Raw genomic sequence first — 16,484 nt, 5'->3', positions numbered from 1 at the left:
CAGTTAACATATTCCTGGGGGATAAATGAGCGCGGGAAGCCCAAAATTTACCTTAAGCCGTATTACGGCGTTATCACTGGTCTCACTCTGGCTGGCGGGTTGCTCCAGTAGCAATAATCCGCCCGCGCCGGTTAGCTCGGCGGGTGGCGCCCAGTCTTCGGGGACCAATTCCGGGATGCTGATTACCCCGCCGTCGACCACTGGTTCCGCCATTGTTCCCCGGACGCCCCAGGTACAGCCGGTGCAGACGCCGGCGACTCAGGTTCAGCCGATGGCCCAGCAGCCGGTGCAAACCGTCAACGGTAAGATCGTCTATAACCGCAAATACGGCGATATTCCGAAAGGCAGCTATACCGGTGGCAGCACCTATACCGTGAAACGCGGCGATACGCTGTTCTATATTGCCTGGGTCACCGGTAACGATTTCCGCGACCTCGCGCAGCGCAATAATATCCCGGCGCCGTACGGCCTGAACGTCGGTCAGACGCTGCAGGTCGGCAACGCTGCCGGCCAGCCGATTACCGGCGATAATGCCGTAGCTCAGGCCAGCGCGCAGGCCAGCGGCGGTGCGCCGGCGGCCTCACATTCTGCACAAAAATCAACCGCAGTGGTTGCGTCCCAACCAACTATTACGTATTCTGAATCCTCAGGTGAACAGAGTGCTAATAAGATGTTGCCGAATAATAAACCCGCGACGACGGCCACTACCGTCGCGCCAGTTACGGCTCCAGCTGTCAGTACGAACCAACCGACTGCAAGCAGTACGTCAACCAGTTCGCCGATCTCCACATGGCGCTGGCCGACTGATGGCAAGATTATCGAGAACTTTAGCGGCGCGGAAGGCGGCAATAAAGGTATCGATATTGCAGGCAGTAAGGGACAGGCTATTGTCGCGACCGCAGACGGGCGCGTCGTCTATGCCGGTAACGCACTGCGCGGTTACGGTAATCTTATTATCATCAAACACAACGATGATTACCTGAGTGCCTACGCTCATAACGATACCATGCTGGTCCGGGAGCAACAGGAAGTCAAAGCGGGGCAGAAAATCGCTACCATGGGTAGCACCGGTACCAGCTCAACAAGATTACATTTTGAAATTCGTTACAAGGGGAAATCCGTCAACCCGCTGCAGTACTTACCGCAGCGATAATTTGGCGAAGTACGGATAAGCGGCATATCCGTTAACCGGCGCCAGGATGGTCACACCGCAGCTGCTTAGCAGAGGCAAAGCGTTTCCGTCCGGGCGTCGTTTGAAGGATGTACAGCGAAGGTGCTTTGCTCAGGGATCACGGGTAGGAGCCATCTTTATGAGTCAGAATACGCTGAAAGTTCATGATTTAAATGAAGACGCGGAATTTGATGAGAACGGAGTCGAGGTTTTCGATGAGAAAGCCTTAGTAGAAGAGGAACCCAGTGATAGCGATCTGGCTGAGGAAGACCTTCTGTCGCAAGGCGCTACGCAGCGCGTGCTTGATGCGACGCAGCTCTATCTTGGTGAGATTGGTTATTCCCCACTGCTGACGGCCGAAGAAGAAGTCTATTTCGCCCGTCGCGCGTTGCGTGGTGATGTGGCTTCACGCCGCCGGATGATAGAAAGTAACCTGCGTCTGGTCGTGAAGATTGCTCGTCGTTATAGCAATCGTGGTCTGGCTCTGCTGGATCTGATTGAAGAGGGCAATCTGGGGCTGATCCGCGCGGTTGAGAAGTTTGACCCGGAACGTGGGTTCCGTTTTTCAACTTACGCGACCTGGTGGATTCGTCAGACGATTGAACGGGCGATCATGAACCAAACCCGTACCATCCGTTTGCCTATCCATATTGTTAAAGAGCTGAACGTCTATCTGCGTACCGCACGTGAGTTGTCCCATAAGCTGGACCACGAACCGAGTGCGGAAGAGATTGCCGAACAGCTGGATAAGCCGGTAGATGACGTTAGCCGTATGCTACGTCTCAACGAGCGCATTACCTCAGTGGATACACCGCTGGGCGGTGACTCGGAAAAAGCGCTGCTGGATATTCTGGCCGATGAGAAAGACAACGGTCCGGAAGACACCACGCAGGACGATGATATGAAACAAAGCATCGTTAAATGGCTGTTCGAGCTGAACGCCAAGCAGCGTGAAGTCCTGGCCCGTCGTTTTGGTCTGCTGGGTTACGAAGCCGCGACGCTTGAAGATGTTGGCCGTGAAATTGGCCTGACCCGCGAACGCGTCCGTCAGATCCAGGTTGAAGGCCTGCGCCGTCTGCGGGAGATCCTGCAAGGCCAGGGGCTGAACATCGAAGCGCTATTCCGCGAATAAGATATTTTCTCTCAAAAAGGCCCGGTCGTGCGATCGGGCCTTTTTCTTTGCCGCTACGCCTGTCTGGTCTCCTGCAGATGACGCCACAAAATAGCCCCCGCTTCTTGCCTGAATAAGACCGTCGACCAGCGCACCGTTTCATCCTGTCCGGGCAAACGCTGCGTTTCCCGATAGCTGATTACCGCGCCATCGTGCCATTCGCTAAGCGTTGTCAGGCTATCGAGGGTGATGTTTAACCCTGGGCGACTGCCGCCCGCGGAGGCAAAAAAGGCGCAGACCGCCTGATGGTCCATGTAGTTTCCGCCGATGCCGATCATGGTAAAATCAGAGCTAAAGCGCGTCATCAGGGCGCTTACGCTCCCCGTCCCAAGGTTTAACCAGTTTTCAATAACCACATGGGCGTCGATTGCTTCTTGTAGATATGGGTTCATCGGTTCTTCCTTTTTCGCTGCAGGCGCATCGCGATGGCCTGATTGTTAAGCGGTAAGCAATCCAGCAGGGGCACGAGAGTGACACCGGCGGCGCAGAAAAGCACCCCGTGCGATTTCCACAGCACGCTGCGCTGCTGCACAAGCTGCCGCCAGCCCCCATATCAGGGAAAAGGCGATGACCAACGTGCCGGCTGCGCTCTGCGGCGTGACGCCGATCAGCAGTATATGCCCGCCCGGATGCGGACATTTATCGATTTTTTACGCGAGAGAGTGGGTTAAAGCGTCGGGGCTGTCCGCCGCGCTTGCCGTTCGGTTCCCGGGCGCAGCGCAGCGGCGGCGCCCGGGGATGAAGGGCAGAGGAGGGGCGTTACACCAGGCTTTTCAGCCGGTAAATCCACTCCAGCGCCTGGCGCGGCGTCAGCGAATCCGGGTCGAGATGCTCCAGCGCTTCCACGGCCGGGGAGGTCTCCTCCGGTGCCGACAGCAGCGACATCTGGGTGCCGTCCACCTGGGTGGCCGCCGCGTTGGGGGAAATACTCTCCAGCTCGCGCAGCTTCTGCCGCGCGCGCTTAATCACCTCTTTGGGCACGCCGGCCAGCGCGGCAACCGCCAGACCGTAGCTCTTGCTGGCGGCGCCATCCTGAACGCTGTGCATAAAGGCGATGGTGTCGCCATGCTCCAGCGCATCCAGATGGACGTTGGCGACCCCTTCCATTTTCTCCGGCAGCTGAGTCAGCTCGAAGTAGTGGGTGGCGAACAGGGTCAGGGCCTTGATCTTATTCGCCAGGCTTTCCGCGCAGGCCCACGCCAGCGACAGACCGTCGTAGGTAGAGGTGCCGCGGCCGATTTCGTCCATCAGCACCAGGCTGTGTTCGGTGGCGTTATGCAGGATATTGGCGGTTTCGGTCATCTCCACCATAAAGGTTGAACGACCGCTGGCCAGGTCATCCGCCGCCCCGACGCGGGTAAAGATGCGATCGATCGGGCCAATCTCCACTTTTTCCGCCGGCACGTAGCTGCCGATATAGGCCAGCAGCGCGATCAGCGCGGTCTGACGCATATAGGTACTTTTACCGCCCATATTCGGGCCGGTAATGATCAACATTCGGCGCTGCGGGGCCAGGTTGAGCGGGTTGGCGATAAACGGCTCTTTCAGCACCTGCTCAACCACCGGGTGGCGGCCTTCGCTGATACGGATGCCCGGTTTATCGCTAAAGGTCGGGCAGCAGTAGTTCAGGGTCTCCGCCCGTTCGGCGAGGTTGACCAGCACGTCCAGCTCCGCCAGCGCGCTGGCGCTTTGCTGCAGGTCGGCAAGGTGCGGCAGCAGCATATCGAACAGCTGGTCGTAGAGCTGTTTCTCCAGCGCCAGCGCTTTCCCTTTCGAGGTCAGGACCTTGTCTTCATACTCCTTCAGTTCCGGAATAATATAGCGCTCGGCGTTTTTCAGCGTCTGGCGACGGACGTAGTGAATCGGCGCGTGCTGGCTTTGCCCGCGGCTGATCTGAATGTAGTAACCGTGGACGGCGTTGTAGCCGACCTTCAGGGTATCCAGCCCCAGACGTTCGCGTTCGCGAATTTCCAGCTTATCGAGATAGTCCGTGGCGCCATCCGCCAGCGCCCGCCATTCGTCGAGCTCTGCATGGTAACCGGGGGCGATCACCCCGCCGTCGCGCACCAGCACCGGCGGCGCTTCGATAATCGCGCGTTCCAGCAGGTCACGCAGTTCGCTGAACTCGCCCATTTTTTCGCGCAGCTGCTGCACCGGCGCGCAGCTGATGTCGGCCAGCATTCCGCGCAGCTCCGGCAGCTGCTGGAAGGCATGACGCATGCGGGCGAGGTCGCGCGGGCGGGCGGTACGCAGCGCCAGCCGCGCCAGAATGCGTTCCAGATCGCCCACCTGGCGCAGTACCGGTTGCAGCTCGGTATAGCGCTCCTGCAGCGCGCCGATCGTTTGCTGACGCTCGACGAGGATGGCGGTGTCGCGCACCGGCATATGCAGCCAGCGCTTGAGCATGCGGCTGCCCATCGGGGTTACGGTGCAGTCGAGCACCGAAGCCAGCGTATTATCGAAGCCGCCGGCCAGATTTTGGCTAATCTCCAGGTTACGCCGGGTGGCGGCATCCATGATGATGCTGTCCTGCTGGCGCTCCATGGTGATGGAACGAATATGCGGCAGCGAGGTGCGCTGGGTATCTTTGACATACTGCAGCAGGCAGCCCGCGGCGCACAGGCCGCGCGGCGCGTTTTCGACGCCGAAACCGACCAGGTCGCGGGTACCAAATTGTAAATTCAGCTGCTGACGCGCGGTGTCGATTTCAAACTCCCACAGCGGGCGACGGCGCAGGCCGCGGCGGCCTTCGATCAGCGCGGACTCGGCAAAATCTTCGGCGTACAGCAGCTCAGCCGGGTTGGTGCGCTGCAGCTCCGCCGCCATGGTTTCGCGGTCGGCCGGCTCGCTCAGGCGAAAACGCCCGGAGCTGATATCGAGGGTCGCATAGCCAAAGCCTTTGCTATCCTGCCAGATGGCGGCCAGCAGGTTATCCTGGCGTTCCTGCAACAGCGCTTCGTCGCTGATGGTGCCGGGAGTCACGATGCGCACCACTTTACGTTCGACCGGCCCCTTGGTGGTGGCCGGGTCGCCAATTTGTTCGCAAATGGCCACCGACTCGCCCTGGTTTACCAGACGGGCGAGGTAGTTTTCCACCGCATGATGGGGGATCCCGGCCATCGGGATCGGCTCGCCCGCCGAGGCGCCGCGTTTGGTCAGCGAGATATCGAGCAGCTGCGAGGCTCGTTTGGCATCGTCATAAAACAGCTCGTAAAAGTCCCCCATGCGATAGAACAGCAGGATCTCCGGGTGCTGAGCTTTCAGCTTGAGGTACTGCTGCATCATCGGGGTATGGGCGTCGAGATTATCGATTGTACTCATAGGGTATTATCCAGGTCCCTGATTCTTAATGAATTGCGATCTTTTTGTTTTCGTTGTTATCACATTGAGGGGACATCATAACGGAGATAGGTATTTCAGGGAAAGTGACGATATGCGCGGCTGCGATCCTCATTCCGTCTCTACAGGGGACGAGCACCGCATGGATACTCGTCCCGCCGGGATTATGGCGCGAGGTAGACCTGGGGGATGGCGAGATCCGGATGTTGGCCCATCCGCACCTCGGCACCGTACCAGCGGGCGATCACCGGCTGCCGGATAACCTCCTGCGGCGTGCCCTGCGCCACCAGTTTCCCCTGATGCAGTAGCAGAATACGGTCAGCCCACAGCGCGGCGAGGTTCAGATCGTGCAGCACCACGCAGACGTGTAGCTGCCCGCCGCGGGTCAGCCGTTTTAGCAGACGCAGCAGGTGCTGTTGATAATACAGGTCCAGCGCTGACGTCGGCTCGTCGAGAAAGAGCCATCCCTGGGGCGTCTCTTCCCGCCACAGCTGGGCGAGGCTACGGGCCAGCTGCACCCGCTGCTGCTCGCCGCCGGAGAGCGAAGGGTAGCGTCTGCCCGCCAGATGGTCGCAGCCGGTTTCGACCATCACCTGTTGGATCATCTGCGGGTCCGGGGTTTTGCCCCACGGCGAGCGCCCCATGGCGACGACCGTCTCGACGGGCCAGTCGGCGTGGAGCTGCGTACTTTGCAGCATCACCGCCCGGCGACGGGAGAGCGCCTCCGAAGACCAGCTTTCCAGCGGGCGGCCTTCGATGTGGCGCTCGCCGTGGTCGGGGGTTAAAAAGCCGGTCAGCAGCCGCAGCAGCGTCGATTTTCCCGCCCCGTTGGGGCCAATCAGCGCCACCATCTCCCCGGCGTGCAGCTCGACGGAGACATCATCGATCGCCAGACGTTTGCCGAGCCGCAGCGAGAGCGAACGGGCGATACAGGCGGTATCACGGTTATCCATAGGTCGCCCTCTGCTGGCGGAAAATAAGCCACAAAAACCACGGTGCGCCGAGCAGGCTGGTCAAAAGACCGACCGGCATTTCGGCAGGCGCGGCGACGGTGCGGGCGAGGGTATCGGCCAGCAGTAATAATATCGCTCCGGCCAGCAGCGAACCGGGCACGAGGCCGCGGTGGTCCGGCCCCAGCCACATCCGCATCAGGTGCGGAACCACCAGGCCAATGAAGCCAATCACTCCGCTAATCGCCACCGAGGACGCCACCAGCAGCGCGCTGCACAGCAGAAGCAGCCGCTGCAATGCCCGGACGTTAATGCCAAGATAGTGCGCTTCCTCATCGCCAAGCTGCAGCAGATTGAGACGCGAGGCCATCAGCCACACCACTGCCGAGGCCGGGATCATTAAGGTTGCCGCCACCAGCAGCGTGGACCACTCCGCCTGGCCGAGGCTGCCCATGCCCCACAGTGACATCTGACGCAGCTGGGTGTCGTTGCTGATCCAGGCCAGCACCCCGACCAGGGCGGCGCACAGCGCGTTAATGGCGATACCGACCAGCAGCAGGCGCGATAACGAGCCATCGCGGGCTCTGCTCAGGATAAAAATCACCACCATCACCGCCATGCTGCCGATAAACGCGGCCAGCATCGGCGCATACAGCGCCACCAGCACCGGTACCGACAGCGGGAGCACCAGCCAGCAGGCGACCGCCAGCGCCGCGCCGCTGCTGATGCCTAGCAGCCCCGGGTCGGCGAGCGGGTTGCGAAATAGCCCCTGCATCACGCAGCCCGAGAGCGCCAGCGCCGCCCCGACCAGCAGGGCCAGCAGCACGCGCGGCAGACGGATGGTCAGCCAGATATGGCGCAGAACCTCATCCCCGGAGGGCCACAGGCTGGCGAGCGGTAGACGCATCGCGCCGAGGGTTGTGGCGAACAGCGTCAGCGCCAGCAGCAACAGCGCCATCAGCCACAGAGAGCGAGAGGGGGCGGAGCGCATCAGGGGAGCTGCTCCGCTTTTTGCCTCAGCTGGCTCACCGCCTGCGGGGTCCGCGGCCCGAAGCCGAGCAGGGCCATATCGTCAATGACCAGCACCTGCTTATGGCGACCGGCAGGCGTTTGCGCCAGCCCGGGCAGTTTCCACAGTCCGGCTTCACCACCCATCCCTTTCAGGCCATCGGCGGAGATCACCACCAGGTCCGGCAGACTGGCAATGACCCCTTCCTGAGACATGCTGCGGTAGTGGTCAAAGTCCTGCATCGCATTTTGCAAACCGGCAGCCTCAATGGCCCCGTCCGCCGCGGTCTGTTTCCCGGCGACCAGGGTGTTCATGCCACCGTGGCTGAGAATAAACAGCACTCGTTTGTTAAGCGGCTGCGACGGCAGCCTGGCGATCTGTTCATCTACGGCGTGGCGTAACGCGTCGCCTTGCGCCTGTTTCCCCAGGGCATCGGCGACCACGGCGATTTTTTTATCAATTGCCGCCATGTCGTAACCACCCGGGATATTGACCACTTTCACCCGACTCTCCTGCACCTTTTGCAGCACCAGAGAGGGCTGGGCCTGAGCGCTTGCCAGCACCAGCGTCGGGCGCAAAGAGAGGATCCCTTCGGCATTCAGCTGGCGTAGATAGCCGACGTCCGGCAGCGATTGCGCGGCGGCCGGCCAGGTGCTGGTGCTGTCTTTGGCGACCAGCTGCCGCTGGGCATCGAGGGCGTAAACAATTTCCGTGACGTCGCCGCCGAGAGAGATGATGCGTTCTGCGGCGGCGTGAACGAACAGCGGAAAGGCGGCGATCAGCATCAACCAGCGTTTCATGCGATCTGTCCTTCCGTGGTCAGGCGGTCAACCTGGCTGCGCCACAGATCCTGCTCCGGATGACCTTCGCTTCGCTGGCCGTACAGTTGGGCGATTTGCGTCCCGTCCTGGGCAAACAGCTCAACGCTGGTCACGTGGCCATCCGCGGTCGGTTTCCGCGTCACCCAGATTTCGTCAATGCTGTCTTCGCGCAGATGCAGGGTAAAGGTGGGGTTGAAAATATTGAGCCAGCCGCGCATTGGCACCAGTTTTTCGAGGGCGCCGGTGAAAATTTGCACGCAGCCGCGGTTACCGACGAAGATCATGATTTCATTCCCCGCTTCGCGGATGGTTTCCAGCAGGCGGGGCAGGGCCTCATTGTCAACCCGGCAGGCAAGGTCGTCGCCGACCAGGCGGAAAGCCTGCTGACGAGAGAGGTTATATTTTCTCAACAGGCCGAAGAACTGATGGACGTCGGTCATCGCGCGCCATTCGCTTTCCAGCGCCGCGCCATCGGCGGTATCGGCATAGCGGGCGGCATCGGCCGGTCGGATGGTCAGCGCTGCCGGCTCGGTTTGGCTATGTTCGGCAAGCAGCGTATCCCACGCCGCCATATCGGTTTGGCTGGTGGCATAGACTTTCAGCAGCGCGTCGCCGTGCGGGTCAAAGAACTGGATGCTCTGGCGGCCGTTATCGCTCAGGTGGAAGGCGCTGGCCCACTGGCTGAGGAACAGGCGCAGATCGAGCGCGCGCGGGTTCAGTACCAGCCCGGCGTGGCCGCTGAGGTGCTGGTGGGTAAACTGGCCCACCTGCTCATGTACCGCATATTCATTCCGGCAGATGCATTTGGTTTCGCCAACCTTCTCCAGCGCGGCGATGATGGCCCGCACGTCGTCCTGCAGGCGTATGGCGTCGTGGCCCACGCGGGCGGCGGTTAATTCCGCTTCGCTAATCCCCATTGCGGCGGCGATATCGCGGGCGTATTTCGCGGAAGACTGCGCTTTAGTCGTCAGATAGCGCTGCCATAGCGGGTTGTGTGGCTGTTGAACGTCTTGCATGATTCACATCCTTCTCTACGATGAGTTTCCCCGGCCGGGGGCCGGGGTGCAGGTTTATGCCCATCTCTTGCAAAATGCAGGGGGGGCTGCATCCTGAAAGCTACTGGCTCTCTTATTAGCGCGATCAGAAATCGACGTTGACCCCCAGCTGCCAGGTCCGGCCAGGCATCACCGCCAGCGCTTTGTCGTTAGCGTCCTGATTGGTGGCGGTCTCGATGTTGCGGCTGCTCAGATAATCCCAGTATTTACGATCGGTGATGTTGTAAACGCCGCCGTTCAGCCGCACGTTTTTCGCCACCTGCCACCAGGCTGTCCAGTCCAGCATGCCGTAGCCAGGTACACGCATATATTCGCTGGTGGAGTCGGTAATGGCGGAACCGGTATTGTTATAGCTCTCCCGGTTGGTCGCGGTCGCCCGCTTGCCTTTAACAAAGGTCGCGGTCAGGGCGGTACCGTAGCGTTTCGCCGGGTCATCCCATGCCACGCCGACGATCGCTTTCATCGGGGCGACGCTATCGAGGTCGACATATTTGTCGCCGCTGTAGCTGGATTTCGATTTCCCTTCGCTATAGCCATAGGCCAGCGTCGCGCTCAAACCGTTAACCTCTTCAAACCAGGTGCCAAAGTTGAATTTAGCGCTGATTTCGCCGCCGTAGATATAGGCTTTGTCGCGGTTTTCCGCCTGATAGATGGTGTAGATGTTCGATGGAACGTTGGCGAACTCCGCCGGGTTGTTGGCGCGGGTATAGCGGGTATAGGCGATAAAGTTCTTGTAGCTGTTGTAGAACAGCGCGGTACGCATAGTAATGCCTTCCGTGACTTCGCCCTTCATGCCCCATTCGAAGTTATCGCTGGTTTCTGTTTTCAGGTCGGTATTACCGATCAGCGCGTACTGCTGACTTCCGGCATAGCTGGAGCCAAGGTTCCAGGAACCGTACAGCTGGCTGGCGTTCGGGAACTGCGCGCCACGCTGGTACTGCAGGTAGGTCATCAGGCGCGGGGCGATGTCGTACTGGAAGGTCAACGAGGGCAGAACCTGGGTGTCGGAATTCTTGCCGTACAGAGTAGCCACCGAAGATTCGCTCAAGACGCTGCTGTTGGCGGTCAGGTCGGAGAGGTTCTCCGGTTTGGTGGACTGATGCACCACGCGCACGCCGGGAATGACGGCGAAGTTGTGGCTATCGAGATCGAAGTTGATCTTATCCTGTACGAAGCCGGCGACGGTGTAGCCGCGGCTGTCCGCTTCCGGCTGCATGATTTCGCTGTAGATGCTCGGGATCGGCGACTGGCTGAACGGGCGCTGGGTTTTCGTGGTGCTGGCGTTAAAACCGGCGCTCAGGTCGTGGCGGCCCACGGATTTCGCCAGCGCGGTCTGGAAGCCCCAGGTGTCGGTATCATAGTTGGAATTGACCGTCTCCATCGAACCGGTGGTGCTGTCCGGCATCCAGGTCCAGTCGTGGGCTTCGGTATGCTGGTAGTAGACTTTGGTTGAGACGCTGTCGATATAGTCATTCAGCGGCGTCCAGTCGTCTTTCAGGCTCAGCCCCCAGCGGCGGGTCTGGCTGGTCTGGGTGGCATCGCCAATCGTGCTGTTACCGCTGTTATCCCAGGTGTCGTAATGAGTATGGTTAGTTTTATGGTAGTAATCGAAGGTGCTGGTGAACTTATGTTCGTCGTTCGGTTGCCAGATCCCGGAGGCCATAAACGCATCGGAGTGCCAGTTGGCCGGGTAAGCATCTACCGTGCCGCTGTTATTTTCCGTTTCCTGACCGTCGCGGCGGCTGTAGACGAAGATCCCGCGCAGGGTCTCATCGCCGCCGGCCACCGTGACGCCGTTGTGCCAGCTGCGGTCCGCGGAATCGTAGCCGCTCTGGTAACCAAAGGCGCTGGTTTTGCCAGGAAGCAGATAATCATCCGCCGATTTGGGGCGGAAGGAGACGTTACCGCCAATTGAACTGTTGGCGGTTTCGGTGGAGGTGGCGCCGGACTGAATATCGACGCTGCCGTACATATATGGGTCGATGTAATCACGGCCGATGCCGAAGGTGTTGAGGCCGGCGCGACTCACATAGCTACGGCCGGTAGCGTCCGGCTGGGCGATGCCGTCGACGTCGATGCCGACGCGGTTGCTTTCCATACCGCGAATGTTGTACCCGGTATAGCCGCCGCGGTCGAAGCCGCTTTTGCCATTACCCGAGCCGCCGCTGGCGCCGGTGGCGCTGATAAGGGGTTCATACCGCATGATGGAACCAAAATCTTTGGCGCCTTTATCCTGTAGCTCCTGAGCGCTTACCGAATGCTCGCTGCCTGCTTTGAGCGCAGGCGCGGGCGCCGTCACCGTCATCTGTTCGCTGGTATCGGCTAAAGTCTCGTTGGTAGGAGCTGTGGTGCTGGTGGTATCAGCCGCCCCGGCGGTGGTCTGATACATTGCTGCGAGCAACGAAGTCACCAGCAGGCTTTTCTTAAACCAGGCCGGTGATTGAGTGGATTTATACATAGTAGCCACGCCTTGATCATTATTAGTATCGGCTCACGCGTTACTTCCAGAGTTGTCGATTCACCCCGTTATTTCCCTTCGTGGATGGACTCATTCCTTTTTTTTGCGAATACTAATGATAACCATTTCTATTTGCAACAAAATCATCAAATCTCCATTTTTTATTCATAAATTTGATTACAATTCGGCTTAAAAATTAACGATCCTGATAATCGGGGTAAGAACCATGGGGAAGCACTATGAGTAAGCAAGCCATTACCATCACCTACTGCTCACAATGTAACTGGATGCTGCGCGCCAGCTGGATGGCTCAGGAGCTGCTGCACACCTTCAGTACCGATATTGGCTCGGTGACGCTGGTCCCCGGCACCGGGGGGATCTTCACCATTACCGTAGGGGAGGTGACCGTCTGGGAGCGCAAACAGGATAACGGTTTCCCGGATGCCGCCGAGCTGAAGCGCCGGGTGCGCGATGTCTGCTTCCCGGAAAAATCGCTGGGCCACGTGGATAAGCCGGCTGACCCGATATAAGCCGCCGGGAAAAACGGCTGCGTCACGCCCTTTAAAGGTGTATTATTTCTGCATCTTTAATGGTGGGGAAGGGCCATGGCGGGGAAACGTATCGATCGTGAAAAAAAGACTATTCGCCGCATGATCGCGCTCTATCAGCGGCGCTGCCCGCAGGCGCAGGCCGATGTGGAGCACTATCTGGCACTCAACGCCTACGCTGATAAGCGACTGGATAAATGTATTTTTGGCGAAGAGAAACCGGCCTGTAAGCAGTGCCCGGTGCACTGCTACCAGCCGGCGAAACGCGAAGAGATGAAGCAGATCATGCGCTGGGCGGGGCCGCGGATGCTCTGGCGTCACCCGATACTCACCTTGCGCCATCTGCTGGATGATAAACGCCCGGTTCCCGAACTCCCGGAGAAATACCGGCCGAAAAAGTAGCCGCTGCGGGAGCGAACTCTGCGCTTCGTCACCCGACGCTGCGCTTGGCCGGGCTACCATCGCGTTTACCCGGCCTACAGGCCGCCCGAATACGCCTCCGTCTTATGGTCACGTATTGACGTCGCAATAAAGGTGATGACAAACAGCACGGTAAACAGCACCACAATCGTCGGCGCCGGGGCGCTGTCGAGATAAAACGACAGCCAGACGCCGGCAAAAGAACAGCTGACGGCGATTCCCACCGCCAGCAGCAGCGCGCTGATGAAACGTCGGGTAAGCAGCAGGGCAATGGCGCCGGGGGCAATCAGCAGCGAGATCGACAGGATAATCCCTACCGATTTTAGCGTCGCCACGATGGTCAGGGCGATCATGCACAGCAGCCCATAGTGCAGTACGCCGCAGCGCAATCCGCTGGCTTTCGCCTGATGCGGATCGAAGGCGTGCAGCAGAAAGTCGCGCCATTTCAGCCCAATAATCGCCGCAATAAGCAGTGCTATCGCCGATGTTTGCCCGATATCGCTGGCGGAAATCCCCAGCATATCGCCGAACAGAATATGGTCGAGATGGACTTCAGACTGAATGGCGACATACAGCACCAGACCGGCGCCAAACATCCCGGAAAAGACAATCCCCATAATCGTATCGCGCTTAATGCGGCTGTTATCGTCGAGATAACCGGTGGCGATGGCGCAGAAGAGCCCGGCGATAAAGGCGCCGATAGCGAACGGAATACCGATAATGTACGCCACCACCACGCCGGGAAACACCGCGTGACTCATGGCATCGCCCATCAACGCCCAGCCTTTCAACACCAGGAACACCGACAGCAGCGCGCAGGGGACGGCGACGATAACCGACACCAGCAGGGCGTTGACCATAAATGAAAACTGGAAGGGTTCAAGAAGCGAGTTCAGCAGCATGAGGCCTCCCTGGCGCGACGGCGGCTGGCCAGCAGGCCATGCTTCGGCGCGAAAACGAAGGTGATTAAAAACAGCAGGGTCTGCGCCACGACGATAATGCCGCCGGTCGCGCCGTCGAGATAGTAGCTGAGCCAGGCGCCGAAAAAGCTGGTCAGGCTACCGATGGCGACCGCAATGGCCAGCAGACGCGGGAAGCGGTCGGTCAACAGCCAGGCCGTCGCGCCGGGGGTGACCACCAGGCAAATGACCAGAAAGGCGCCCACCGTTTGCAGCGCCGCGACGGTACAGGCCGCCAGCAGGGTGAAGAACAGCAGCTTGAGCGCGCCGGTATTCAGACCGATGGAGCGGGCATGACTTTCATCGAAAAAGGTCACCATCAGATCTTTCCATTTCAGCAGCAGCAGAGTCATGGAAATCACCCCGATGGCCGCCAGCTGAATAATATCCTCCGGGGCAATAGCCAGAATATTACCGAGGATAATGGTCTGAATATTCACCGAGGTTGGGTTGAGCGAGACCATAAACAGCCCGATGCCGAAGAACGACGAGAAAATCAGGCCGATAATGGCATCCTCTTTGAGCTTCGAGCGCTGATTGAGAAACAGCATACTGCCCGCCGCCAGCCCGCCGGAGAGAAACGCCCCGAGGGCGAAGGGCAGGCCGAGCATATAGGCGCCCGCCACTCCCGGAACGATGGAGTGGGAGAGGGCATCGCCAATCAGCGACCAGCCTTTGAGCATCAGGTAGCAGGAGAGAAAGGCGCAGACGCCGCCCACCAGCGCCGAGACCCACATCGCATTCAGCATATACTGGTAGCCGAACGGCTCGATTAGCCAGCTCATCTTTTGCCTCCTGCCGCCCGACGGCTGATAAACGGCCGCTCATCATCGGTGATAATCCGCTCTTCTCCGCCGTTGAGCACCACGTGGCGCAATACGCCGCTAAAGGCGAGTTCGAGGTTCTCGGCGGTAAAGGTGCTCTCCGTAGGGCCGCTGGCCAGCACGGTGCCTTTGACCATCACCGTGTAGTCGCAAAACTCGCTCACCGACCCGAGATTATGGGTTGAGACCAGCATCGTGCAGCCTTCATCGCGCAGCTCGCGCAACAGGGCGATGATTCGCGCCTCGGTCTGCACGTCTACACCGGTGAACGGCTCGTCCAGCAGAATCACTTTGCCCTGCTGGGCGATGGCGCGAGCGAGAAACACCCGTTTTTTCTGCCCGCCGGACAGTTCGCCGATTTGCCGGTGGCGGTAGTCGCTCATGCCCACGCGGGCCAGCGCCGCGTCGACAATCTCCCGATCGTCGGCTTTGGCCCGCCGCAGCCAGCCCATGTGCCCGTAGCGGCCCATCATGACGACGTCTTCCACCAGCACCGGGAAAGACCAGTCGACATCCTCGGACTGCGGGACATAGGCCACCAGGTTCTGGCGCAGCGCGCGATTAACCGGCTGGCCGAGTATGGCAATCTCACCGCGGGCCACGCGGACGAAACCCATCAGCGCTTTAAACAGGGTGGATTTACCCGACCCGTTGACCCCCACCAGCGCGGCAATCGAACCGCGCGGCACGCTGAAGGTCGCATCGCGCAGCGCCGTGTGGCCGTTGCGATAGGTGACGCTGACCTGGTTGACCGCCAGGCCCGCTAGCTCTGCGCTCATGACTGTTTCCTCAGGCCGTCGTTGATCCCCTGGACGATGGTTTGCGTGGTGACGCGCAGCAGATCCAGGTAGGTCGGCACCGGGCCATCGGCGGCGCTCAACGAGTCAACATATAAAACGCCGCCGTAGTGGGCGCCCGCTTCCCGCGCCACCTGGCGCGCGGGTTTATCAGAGATGGTGCTTTCGCTGAAGATGGTCGGGATATGCTCCTTCTTCATGGTGTCGATGGTCTGGCGCACCTGCTGCGGCGTGCCCTGCTGATCGGCGTTGATTGGCCACAGATAGCGCTCTTTCAGTCCATTATCACGCGCCAGATAGGAGAACGCGCCTTCGCTGGTCACCAGCCAGCGTTTTTCTTCCGGCAGTTTTGCCAGTTCCGCCTTCAGCGGCGCCATGGTCTGGCGGATTTTCTCCTGGTAGGCCGCGGCGTTCTGGCGATAGGTAGCGGCGTTCGCCGGATCGTACTTCACCAGCGCATCGCGGATATTGTCGACGTAGATCAGGGCATTATCCGCCGACATCCACGCATGCGGATTAGGCTTACCGTTATAAGGCCCCTCGCTAATCCCCATCGGCTGAATGCCGGCGCTGACCACCACTTCCGGCACCCCGTTCAGGTGCTGATAAAAACGGGCGAACCATAGCTCAAGGTTCAGGCCGTTGGTGAGGATCAGCTGTGCCCCCTGGGCGCGCTTAATATCGCCCGGGGTGGGCTGGTATTCGTGGATCTCGGCCCCGGGTTTGGTGATCGAGCTGACCTGCGCCGCCTCGCCGGCGACGTTTTGCGCCATATCGGCAATCACCGTAAAGGTGGTGATCACTTTAAATTTCTCGTTGGCCTGCGCCGGGGCGATCGCCAGCAGCGTCAGCAGAGCGGTAAAAATCAGGTGTTTCAGAGCCGGCAGGTGGAGCATAGGATCCCTCGCATCGGTATGGTGAATTAATCATCTGTTATAGCCAGTGCTATGTTATATAGCATA

General features: G+C 59.7%; 15 protein-coding genes. 4 read left to right on the top strand and 11 right to left on the bottom strand.

The annotated features are described in order from the left end of the window. The first annotated feature begins 25 nt into the window (after nt 1–25). On the top strand, nt 26–1,153 hold the full coding sequence (gene nlpD, locus EDF73_RS18080) for a murein hydrolase activator NlpD (RefSeq protein ID WP_132730443.1): 1,128 nt from the start codon (nt 26–28) through the stop codon (nt 1,151–1,153). A gap of 157 nt (nt 1,154–1,310) precedes the next feature. After that, complete coding sequence (gene rpoS / locus EDF73_RS18075; RefSeq protein WP_004866938.1) at nt 1,311–2,303, top strand: RNA polymerase sigma factor RpoS; 993 nt, start codon at nt 1,311–1,313, stop codon at nt 2,301–2,303. A gap of 53 nt (nt 2,304–2,356) precedes the next feature. Here rpoS and EDF73_RS18070 read toward each other — a convergent pair whose 3' ends face one another. The 7 genes from EDF73_RS18070 to EDF73_RS18040 all read right to left on the bottom strand — a co-directional run bounded on the left by EDF73_RS18070 (nt 2,357) and on the right by EDF73_RS18040 (nt 11,974). After that, nucleotides 2,357–2,734, bottom strand: coding sequence for a DUF4440 domain-containing protein (locus EDF73_RS18070; RefSeq protein ID WP_132730442.1), 378 nt, complete (start codon nt 2,732–2,734; stop codon nt 2,357–2,359). 367 nt (nt 2,735–3,101) lie between these two features. Then, complete coding sequence (mutS, locus tag EDF73_RS18065) at nt 3,102–5,663, bottom strand: DNA mismatch repair protein MutS (RefSeq protein ID WP_132730441.1); 2,562 nt, start codon at nt 5,661–5,663, stop codon at nt 3,102–3,104. 182 nt (nt 5,664–5,845) lie between these two features. Beyond that, the gene (locus tag EDF73_RS18060) at nt 5,846–6,634 is read right to left on the bottom strand and encodes a heme ABC transporter ATP-binding protein (RefSeq protein WP_132730440.1); all 789 of its coding nucleotides are present in this window, start codon (nt 6,632–6,634) and stop codon (nt 5,846–5,848) included. Further along, a complete protein-coding gene (locus tag EDF73_RS18055) occupies nt 6,627–7,622 on the bottom strand; it encodes an iron ABC transporter permease (RefSeq protein WP_132730439.1) in 996 nt (331 codons plus the stop codon). Before EDF73_RS18055 ends, EDF73_RS18060 begins: the two co-directional genes overlap by 8 nt. Then, nucleotides 7,622–8,440 (bottom strand): hemin ABC transporter substrate-binding protein, encoded by an 819-nt coding sequence (locus tag EDF73_RS18050; protein WP_132730438.1) that lies wholly within the window; start codon nt 8,438–8,440, stop codon nt 7,622–7,624. The genes EDF73_RS18055 and EDF73_RS18050 overlap by 1 nt, the downstream gene beginning before the upstream one ends. After that, nucleotides 8,437–9,477, bottom strand: coding sequence for a ChuX/HutX family heme-like substrate-binding protein (locus EDF73_RS18045; protein WP_132730437.1), 1,041 nt, complete (start codon nt 9,475–9,477; stop codon nt 8,437–8,439). The genes EDF73_RS18050 and EDF73_RS18045 overlap by 4 nt, the downstream gene beginning before the upstream one ends. Nucleotides 9,478–9,601: 124 nt before the next feature. After that, on the bottom strand, nt 9,602–11,974 hold the full coding sequence (locus EDF73_RS18040; protein WP_132730436.1) for a TonB-dependent receptor: 2,373 nt from the start codon (nt 11,972–11,974) through the stop codon (nt 9,602–9,604). 239 nt (nt 11,975–12,213) lie between these two features. Between EDF73_RS18040 and EDF73_RS18035 the strand changes: the two genes are divergently transcribed. Both EDF73_RS18035 and EDF73_RS18030 read left to right on the top strand, forming a co-directional pair. Then, on the top strand, nt 12,214–12,504 hold the full coding sequence (locus EDF73_RS18035; protein ID WP_132730435.1) for a SelT/SelW/SelH family protein: 291 nt from the start codon (nt 12,214–12,216) through the stop codon (nt 12,502–12,504). A gap of 75 nt (nt 12,505–12,579) precedes the next feature. Beyond that, nucleotides 12,580–12,924, top strand: coding sequence for a nitrous oxide-stimulated promoter family protein (locus EDF73_RS18030; protein WP_132730434.1), 345 nt, complete (start codon nt 12,580–12,582; stop codon nt 12,922–12,924). 74 nt (nt 12,925–12,998) lie between these two features. Here EDF73_RS18030 and sitD read toward each other — a convergent pair whose 3' ends face one another. The 4 genes from sitD to EDF73_RS18010 are packed head-to-tail and all read right to left on the bottom strand — an operon-like array spanning nt 12,999 to nt 16,418. Continuing rightward, nucleotides 12,999–13,841 carry an iron/manganese ABC transporter permease subunit SitD gene (gene sitD, locus EDF73_RS18025; RefSeq protein WP_132730605.1) on the bottom strand — a complete coding sequence of 281 codons (843 nt, stop codon included), beginning with the start codon at nt 13,839–13,841 and terminating at the stop codon, nt 12,999–13,001. Further along, nucleotides 13,835–14,686, bottom strand: coding sequence for an iron/manganese ABC transporter permease subunit SitC (sitC, locus tag EDF73_RS18020; RefSeq protein ID WP_132730433.1), 852 nt, complete (start codon nt 14,684–14,686; stop codon nt 13,835–13,837). The genes sitD and sitC overlap by 7 nt, the downstream gene beginning before the upstream one ends. Continuing rightward, a complete protein-coding gene (locus tag EDF73_RS18015; RefSeq protein WP_132730432.1) occupies nt 14,683–15,504 on the bottom strand; it encodes a manganese/iron ABC transporter ATP-binding protein in 822 nt (273 codons plus the stop codon). Before EDF73_RS18015 ends, sitC begins: the two co-directional genes overlap by 4 nt. Next, complete coding sequence (locus EDF73_RS18010; RefSeq protein ID WP_132730431.1) at nt 15,501–16,418, bottom strand: metal ABC transporter substrate-binding protein; 918 nt, start codon at nt 16,416–16,418, stop codon at nt 15,501–15,503. Before EDF73_RS18010 ends, EDF73_RS18015 begins: the two co-directional genes overlap by 4 nt. Between the last annotated feature and the right edge of the window lie 66 nt (nt 16,419–16,484).

This window comes from Klebsiella sp. BIGb0138, assembly GCF_004342285.1.
Lineage (GTDB): Bacteria > Pseudomonadota > Gammaproteobacteria > Enterobacterales > Enterobacteriaceae > Klebsiella.
Note: the sequence above shows the minus strand (reverse complement) of the source record. Positions and strands in the feature narration are given on the sequence as shown.

Excerpts from the sequence above, each read along its gene's own strand:
- nlpD (WP_132730443.1), top strand. The coding sequence starts at position 26 with ATGAGCGCGGGAAGCCCAAAATTTACCTTAAGCCGTATTACGGCGTTA.
- rpoS (WP_004866938.1), top strand. The coding sequence starts at position 1,311 with ATGAGTCAGAATACGCTGAAAGTTCATGATTTAAATGAAGACGCGGAA.
- EDF73_RS18070 (WP_132730442.1), bottom strand. The coding sequence starts at position 2,734 with ATGAACCCATATCTACAAGAAGCAATCGACGCCCATGTGGTTATTGAA.
- mutS (WP_132730441.1), bottom strand. The coding sequence starts at position 5,663 with ATGAGTACAATCGATAATCTCGACGCCCATACCCCGATGATGCAGCAG.
- EDF73_RS18060 (WP_132730440.1), bottom strand. The coding sequence starts at position 6,634 with ATGGATAACCGTGATACCGCCTGTATCGCCCGTTCGCTCTCGCTGCGG.
- EDF73_RS18055 (WP_132730439.1), bottom strand. The coding sequence starts at position 7,622 with ATGCGCTCCGCCCCCTCTCGCTCTCTGTGGCTGATGGCGCTGTTGCTG.
- EDF73_RS18050 (WP_132730438.1), bottom strand. The coding sequence starts at position 8,440 with ATGAAACGCTGGTTGATGCTGATCGCCGCCTTTCCGCTGTTCGTTCAC.
- EDF73_RS18045 (WP_132730437.1), bottom strand. The coding sequence starts at position 9,477 with ATGCAAGACGTTCAACAGCCACACAACCCGCTATGGCAGCGCTATCTG.
- EDF73_RS18040 (WP_132730436.1), bottom strand. The coding sequence starts at position 11,974 with ATGTATAAATCCACTCAATCACCGGCCTGGTTTAAGAAAAGCCTGCTG.
- EDF73_RS18035 (WP_132730435.1), top strand. The coding sequence starts at position 12,214 with ATGAGTAAGCAAGCCATTACCATCACCTACTGCTCACAATGTAACTGG.
- EDF73_RS18030 (WP_132730434.1), top strand. The coding sequence starts at position 12,580 with ATGGCGGGGAAACGTATCGATCGTGAAAAAAAGACTATTCGCCGCATG.
- sitC (WP_132730433.1), bottom strand. The coding sequence starts at position 14,686 with ATGAGCTGGCTAATCGAGCCGTTCGGCTACCAGTATATGCTGAATGCG.
- EDF73_RS18015 (WP_132730432.1), bottom strand. The coding sequence starts at position 15,504 with ATGAGCGCAGAGCTAGCGGGCCTGGCGGTCAACCAGGTCAGCGTCACC.
- EDF73_RS18010 (WP_132730431.1), bottom strand. The coding sequence starts at position 16,418 with ATGCTCCACCTGCCGGCTCTGAAACACCTGATTTTTACCGCTCTGCTG.